Genomic DNA, 5,309 nt, shown 5'->3' on the forward strand with positions numbered 1-5,309 from the left:
GGGGTCTTGTTTGGTGGGTGGGGCGCGCGGGCCCCCCACCCCCGGTGGGGGTTGCGGGGGGCCCCCCCCCGCCCCCGCCGCTACCGGGAGGCCTGCAACCACGGCGGCGACAGCGTCAGCAGCCGCGCATGCACCGGGCAGTCCTCGGCGTGCGCACCGGGCAAGTAGCCCAGGCTCATCAGGAATTCGCCGGTGATCTCGCCGCCGGTGAAGCGGAACGTCTTCTTGAACAGCTTCACCCAGTCGGCCTTGCTGCGCGGATGGTGCGCGTCCAGCCACGCCGCGAAGCTGCCGTGGCTGGCCCGCAGCTGCTGGATCACCTGTGCGTTGTGGATCGCCGCCAGCACCTTCAGCCGGTTGCGGATGATGCCCGCGTCCGACAGCAGGCGTTCGATGTCCTGCTCGGCATACGCCGCCACGCGGTCCACATCGAAGCCGTCATAGGCCGCGCGGAAGCCCTCGCGCTTCTTCAGGATGGTCTCCCAGCTCAGCCCGGCCTGGTTGATCTCCAGCACCAGCCGCTCGAACAGCTCGCGCTCGTCACGCTGCGGGAAGCCGTATTCGTTGGCGTGGTAGTAGTCGTGCACCGGATGGCCCGGGGCGATGAGGCAGTAACCGCTCATGGAGAAGACTCGTTGGATTCGGGTTCGGGATCGATGGCCACCGCGGGGCGCCCGCCGATGGACAGCATCGGCCAGCGCGGTGGCACAAGCATGAGTTCGCCGTCACGCAGGGCCTGGTTGATCGCCTCGGCCTGGCCGCTGACGGTGCCGAACAGCGAACCGGCGCGGCGCCACTGGGCATCCCTGCCACGTGCGTACAGCACGCAGTCCGGCCCGCGGTGGGTGTACAGCTCGCACAGCAGTACCTCGGCGTTGCCGTCGCCATCCAGGTCGCGATGCACGATCAGGCAGTCGCGCTCGCTCTGGGCGCACGATTCGCCATTGATCGCGCGGGTGGCCAGTGCCTGCCACCAATCGTCCGGTGGCGAGCTGGATCCCTTGGCCAGCTTCAGCGCGCGCTGCAGGGCGGCGACGTCCTGCAGACCCTTGTCGAGGCGCTGTCCATCGTCCCAGCGCGAGGTACGTGCCAGCGCGGCAGCGATCACCTGTGGCGCGTTGGCATCGGCGGTGATGGCCGGATCACGCTGCAGCTCGCGCAGCGCCTGCACGCCACGGCGCCCAAGATCGAAGCGCAGCACGTTGACGTCACTGCTGGTGATCGCTGGCGGGTCCGCACGCAGGCGCGCCAACTGGCTGGACAGGGTCAGCCGCACCGGGTCCAGCAGCGGCGAGTTGCCCAGCAATGCCAGTGCCAGCACCGCCCAACACATCCAGCGGTTGACCGGCTCCAGCGTCTGCAGCCAGCGGCCCTGCCGGCGCACTACCGCCAGCGCGTAGCCCAGTGCATAGCCGGCCACGGCCAACGCGATCAGCACCGCCCAGAAGCGGTCCAGGGTCCAGCCGTACTGCACCACGCGCAGGCCCAGTGCATACAGCGCCAGCACCGCATAGACCGGCAGCGCCAGCAGGCTGGCCTCGACCAGCCGGCGCAGCACGACGGGGTAGGGCGCGGTGTCGTCGCCCTGCTGGTAGACCGCATTGGTGAACGACACCAGCAGCAGCGACAGCACCAGCAGCAGGCTGGCGGCCGAGCGGGTCTTCCACAGCGGCTCCAGCCCGGTCAGCGGCAGGCTCAGCACGAACAGCACGGCGATGAACGAGAGCAGCGGCAGCAGCCCGCGGCAGATCGCGAACAGCACCTGGCGGGTGATCTGGATCGCGCGGTGCTGGGTGCGCCCGATCAGCACGCCGAACCCGGCCAGGCTGCCGGTGGCCAGCGCGATGAACGCGTCCTGCCGGAACAGGTCGCGGAAGACGGTCACGTCGAGCAGCTGGAACAGCGCCGCCCACAGCCACAACAGCAGCCAGGTCAGCCCGGTGAACAGCGCGGCGAGGGCCAGGGTCAAACCATTCTGCCAGGCGCGCTCGAACAGCTCCGGGTAGCTGGCACGCCAATGCCCGTGCTGCAGCTGGAACTGCCACCAGGGCAGGGCCACGAACACCGCCACGGCCATGCCCAGGGTCAGCGGGAACTGCAGCGCGCCCGATTCCAGTGCGGTCTCGCCGTTGAGGTTCCAGCCGGTCCAGGCGGCCAGCGCCAGCACCACCGCCGAGCCGAGCGCGGCCTGCAGCCACAGGCGGCGCTGGCCCAGCTCGACCAGGCTCAGCGCCAACGCGCTGGGAATGGCCAGCACCCAGGCGTACCAGCAGTAGCGCCAGCCGATATCGCGGAACGGCCACGCATCGGACAGCTCCTGCGCGGCATACAGCATCAGGCCCTGCAGCAGCGCGATCAGGACGATGGCGCTGCGTGCCGGCAGGGTCAGGGGCGATGAAGACTGCATCGATGACCTTCCATGGCAAAGCACCATCCTAGCCCATCGCGGTTCGGCGCCATCGCGCGACCATCCCGCCCCCAGCAGGTAGAATGGGCCCATGCCTGTTACGCCGACTTCCCTTGCCGATCACCTGCTCGTCGCGCTGCCGTCGCTGCTCGACGCGACATTCGCCCGCAGCGTCGCGCTGATCTGCCAGCACGACGAGAACGGGGCGATGGGCGTGCTGGTCAACCAGCCTTCCGAGTACACGCTGGGGGAAGTGCTTGCACAGATGGACATCACCACCGGTGATGGCGACCTGCAGGCGCGCATGGTGCTCAACGGCGGCCCGGTGCATCCCGAGCGCGGCTTCGTCATCCATGACGACGCACGCGCATGGGATTCCAGCCTGATCGTGGGTGAAGGCCTGTACCTGACCACCTCGCGCGACATCCTCGAAGCGATGGCACGTGGCGAAGGCCCGGCCAATGCCGTGGTCACGCTGGGCTGTGCGGGTTGGGGCGCAGGGCAGCTGGAAAGCGAGCTGTCCGAGAACAGCTGGCTGACCGTGCCGGCCGATGCCGAGCTGGTGTTCCAGCTGCCGCTGGAGCAGCGCTGGCAGGGTGCAGCCTCGCGTATCGGTGTGGACCTGTTCCGGCTGACCGACTACAGCGGCCATGTCTGAGCCCATCGCGCCCGCGCCGGATTCTGCTGCCCCGGCCATCCGCCGTGATGGCACCGTTCTGGGGTTCGATGTTGGCTCGCGGCGTATCGGCGTGGCCATCGGCAGTGCCTTCGCTGCGCATGCGCGCGCGGTGGCCGTGGTCGATGTGCACGGCAACGGCCCGGACTGGACCGCGATCGAACGCCTGCTCAAGGAATGGAAGCCCGACGGCCTGGTGGTCGGCGACCCGCTGACCCTGGACGGCCAGGACCAGCCCAACCGCAAGCGCGCGCAGGGCTTTGCCCGCCAGCTGCGGGAACGTTTCAAGCTGCCGGTGGTGATGATCGACGAGCGTTCCAGCTCGGTCGAGGCCGCCCGCCGCTTCGCCGTCGAGCGCGCCGAAGGGCGCAAGCGCCGCCGTGATGCGGCCGCCCTCGATGCCGTGGCCGCGGCGGTGATCATCGACCGTTGGCTGTCGTCGCCGGACGACGCCACCCCCATTCCCTGACTGCCCGACACCGCCATGACCGCCCAGCAACTCGATGCCTCCGGCCGCCTGCGCCACCTGCTGACCCTCGAAGGCCTTCCGCGCGACACCCTGCTGCAGCTGCTTGACCGGGCAGGGCAGATCCGCGACGCCGCGGTCGGTCGTGTCGGCAACAAGCGCCACGTGCTGGCCGGTTCGGCGGTGTGCACGCTGTTCTTCGAACCGTCCACACGCACCCGCAGCTCGTTCCAGCTGGCCGCGCAGCGCCTGGGCGCCGACGTACTGAACTTCGATGCATCGACCTCGTCCACGCGCAAGGGCGAAACCGCCTGCGACACGCTGCGCAACCTGGAGGCGATGGGCGTGCGCGGCTTCGTGGTGCGCCACCCCGATGATGGCGCCGTGGCCGCACTGGCCGAGGCAGCGGGTGAGGGCACTGCACTGATCAACGCCGGTGACGGGCGCAGCGCGCACCCGACCCAGGGCCTGCTGGACATGCTGACCCTGCGCCAGGCCAAGGGCCCGGATTTCTCGAAGATGAAAGTGGTGATCGTCGGCGACGTGAAGCACTCGCGCGTGGCCCGCACCGACCTGCATGCGCTGCGTACGCTCGGCGTGGGCGAGATCCGCGTGTGCGGCCCGCAGTCGCTGCTGCCGGACGACGAGACCCTGAAAGGCTGCGTGGTCGGCGATGATTTCGACGCGATGCTGGAAGGCGTCGACGCGCTGATGATGCTGCGCCTGCAGCGCGAGCGCATGGAAGAAGGCCTGGTGCCGTCGCTGGAGCAGTACCACGCGCAGTACGGCCTGACCAACGAACGCCTGGCCCGCGCCGGCAAGGATGCCGCGGTGCTGCATCCAGGCCCGATCAACCGCGGCGTGGAAGTGACCGACGAGGTGGCCGACGGCCCGCAGTCGTGGGTGCTGCGCCAGGTCGCCAACGGCGTCGCCGTGCGCATGGCCGTGCTGGAAACGCTGCTGGGCTGACCACTTTGGTGGGTGCCAACCTTGGTTGGTACTGCTGTTGTGGTGGGTGCCAACCTTGGTTGGCACACTCACCGCTCGGCTTGTCCGCGCACCGCTTTGGTAGATGCCAACCTTGGTTGGCACTATCCACCGGAGCTCATGTCATCGGGTAGATCACATGATGCCCCAAGCTCCCATTCGCACCAGGCATGGGGATATTGCCCCAACCGCGTCGTCAGCCCGGCCCTGATCGGATTTCCCATCAGGTACATCGCATGTCGGTGCAACGATTCGTCCGAGCGGATCGCATGATCGTGATAGCAGGCCTGCCAGAAGCGCCCGACTCGCCCCAGCAGCCGGTTTGCCTGCTGGGCTGTGCGCGACTTGAAACGCTTCATGACGGTTTCCAGTGACCCGGCGCGCAGTTCGACCAGCCAGTGAATGTGGTCGGGCATGACCACGTAGGCAATCGAGCGGGTGAAGCCTTCCTGATCAAGTCGCTGGAATTCGCGCACTGCCAAGGCGGCCACTGCGGCGTTGGTGAAGAGCGGTGCGCGGTCATGGACGACTGTGGTGAGGATATAGCTGAGGCCGACGCTGGAGCGACGACCGAGCAGGAGACGTGTGTTCTGCATGGAGCAAGCATGGATGGGCCTGCTTCCAGTGAACATCGGGGAATGGCTTGGTTTCAGGTAGGCCAGTGCCAACCAAGGTTGGCAACTACCAGAGCAGTCAATGCCAACCAAGGTTGGCAACTACCAGAGCAGTCAATGCCAACCAAGGTTGGCAACTACCAGAGCAGTCAGTGCCAA

General features: G+C 68.0%; 6 protein-coding genes. 3 read left to right on the forward strand and 3 right to left on the reverse strand.

Annotated elements, in window-relative coordinates:
- Nucleotides 1-80: 80 nt before the first annotated feature.
- Together ABE423_RS20455 and ABE423_RS20460 are read right to left on the reverse strand one after the other, a co-directional pair.
- Nucleotides 81-623 carry a DNA-3-methyladenine glycosylase I gene (locus ABE423_RS20455; RefSeq protein ID WP_049400680.1) on the reverse strand — a complete coding sequence of 181 codons (543 nt, stop codon included), beginning with the start codon at nucleotides 621-623 and terminating at the stop codon, nucleotides 81-83.
- A complete protein-coding gene (locus ABE423_RS20460) occupies nucleotides 620-2,407 on the reverse strand; it encodes a DUF4153 domain-containing protein (protein ID WP_346487330.1) in 1,788 nt (595 codons plus the stop codon). Before ABE423_RS20460 ends, ABE423_RS20455 begins: the two co-directional genes overlap by 4 nt.
- 91 nt (nucleotides 2,408-2,498) lie before the next feature.
- Here ABE423_RS20460 and ABE423_RS20465 point away from each other — a divergent pair, with 91 nt between their 5' ends.
- From ABE423_RS20465 to ABE423_RS20475, 3 genes are read left to right on the forward strand one after another with little or no spacing between them, the layout of a single operon-like run.
- The gene (locus tag ABE423_RS20465; protein ID WP_004147177.1) at nucleotides 2,499-3,065 is read left to right on the forward strand and encodes a YqgE/AlgH family protein; all 567 of its coding nucleotides are present in this window, start codon (nucleotides 2,499-2,501) and stop codon (nucleotides 3,063-3,065) included.
- Entirely contained in the window at nucleotides 3,058-3,552 is a 495-nt protein-coding gene (gene ruvX / locus ABE423_RS20470; RefSeq protein WP_049400682.1) for a Holliday junction resolvase RuvX, read from the forward strand. The genes ABE423_RS20465 and ruvX overlap by 8 nt, the downstream gene beginning before the upstream one ends.
- A 15-nt stretch (nucleotides 3,553-3,567) precedes the next feature.
- Nucleotides 3,568-4,518: an aspartate carbamoyltransferase catalytic subunit gene (locus ABE423_RS20475; protein ID WP_032130186.1), complete on the forward strand. Its 951-nt coding sequence runs from the start codon at nucleotides 3,568-3,570 to the stop codon at nucleotides 4,516-4,518.
- Nucleotides 4,519-4,640: 122 nt separating this feature from the next.
- Here the strand turns inward: ABE423_RS20475 and ABE423_RS20480 are convergent, their stop codons facing one another.
- Nucleotides 4,641-5,132, reverse strand: a complete 492-nt coding sequence (locus ABE423_RS20480) for a transposase (protein WP_071228058.1) — start codon at nucleotides 5,130-5,132, stop codon at nucleotides 4,641-4,643.
- Between the last annotated feature and the right edge of the window lie 177 nt (nucleotides 5,133-5,309).

This window comes from Stenotrophomonas sp. TWI1409 (assembly GCF_039673015.1).
GTDB classification, from domain to species: domain Bacteria; phylum Pseudomonadota; class Gammaproteobacteria; order Xanthomonadales; family Xanthomonadaceae; genus Stenotrophomonas; species Stenotrophomonas maltophilia_A.

What these genes read in the sequence shown, in the direction of transcription:
- ABE423_RS20455 (WP_049400680.1), bottom strand. Translation starts at nt 623, where the DNA reads ATGAGCGGTTACTGCCTCATCGCCCCGGGCCATCCGGTGCACGACTAC.
- ABE423_RS20460 (WP_346487330.1), bottom strand. Translation starts at nt 2,407, where the DNA reads ATGCAGTCTTCATCGCCCCTGACCCTGCCGGCACGCAGCGCCATCGTC.
- ABE423_RS20465 (WP_004147177.1), top strand. Translation starts at nt 2,499, where the DNA reads ATGCCTGTTACGCCGACTTCCCTTGCCGATCACCTGCTCGTCGCGCTG.
- ruvX (WP_049400682.1), top strand. Translation starts at nt 3,058, where the DNA reads ATGTCTGAGCCCATCGCGCCCGCGCCGGATTCTGCTGCCCCGGCCATC.
- ABE423_RS20475 (WP_032130186.1), top strand. Translation starts at nt 3,568, where the DNA reads ATGACCGCCCAGCAACTCGATGCCTCCGGCCGCCTGCGCCACCTGCTG.
- ABE423_RS20480 (WP_071228058.1), bottom strand. Translation starts at nt 5,132, where the DNA reads ATGCAGAACACACGTCTCCTGCTCGGTCGTCGCTCCAGCGTCGGCCTC.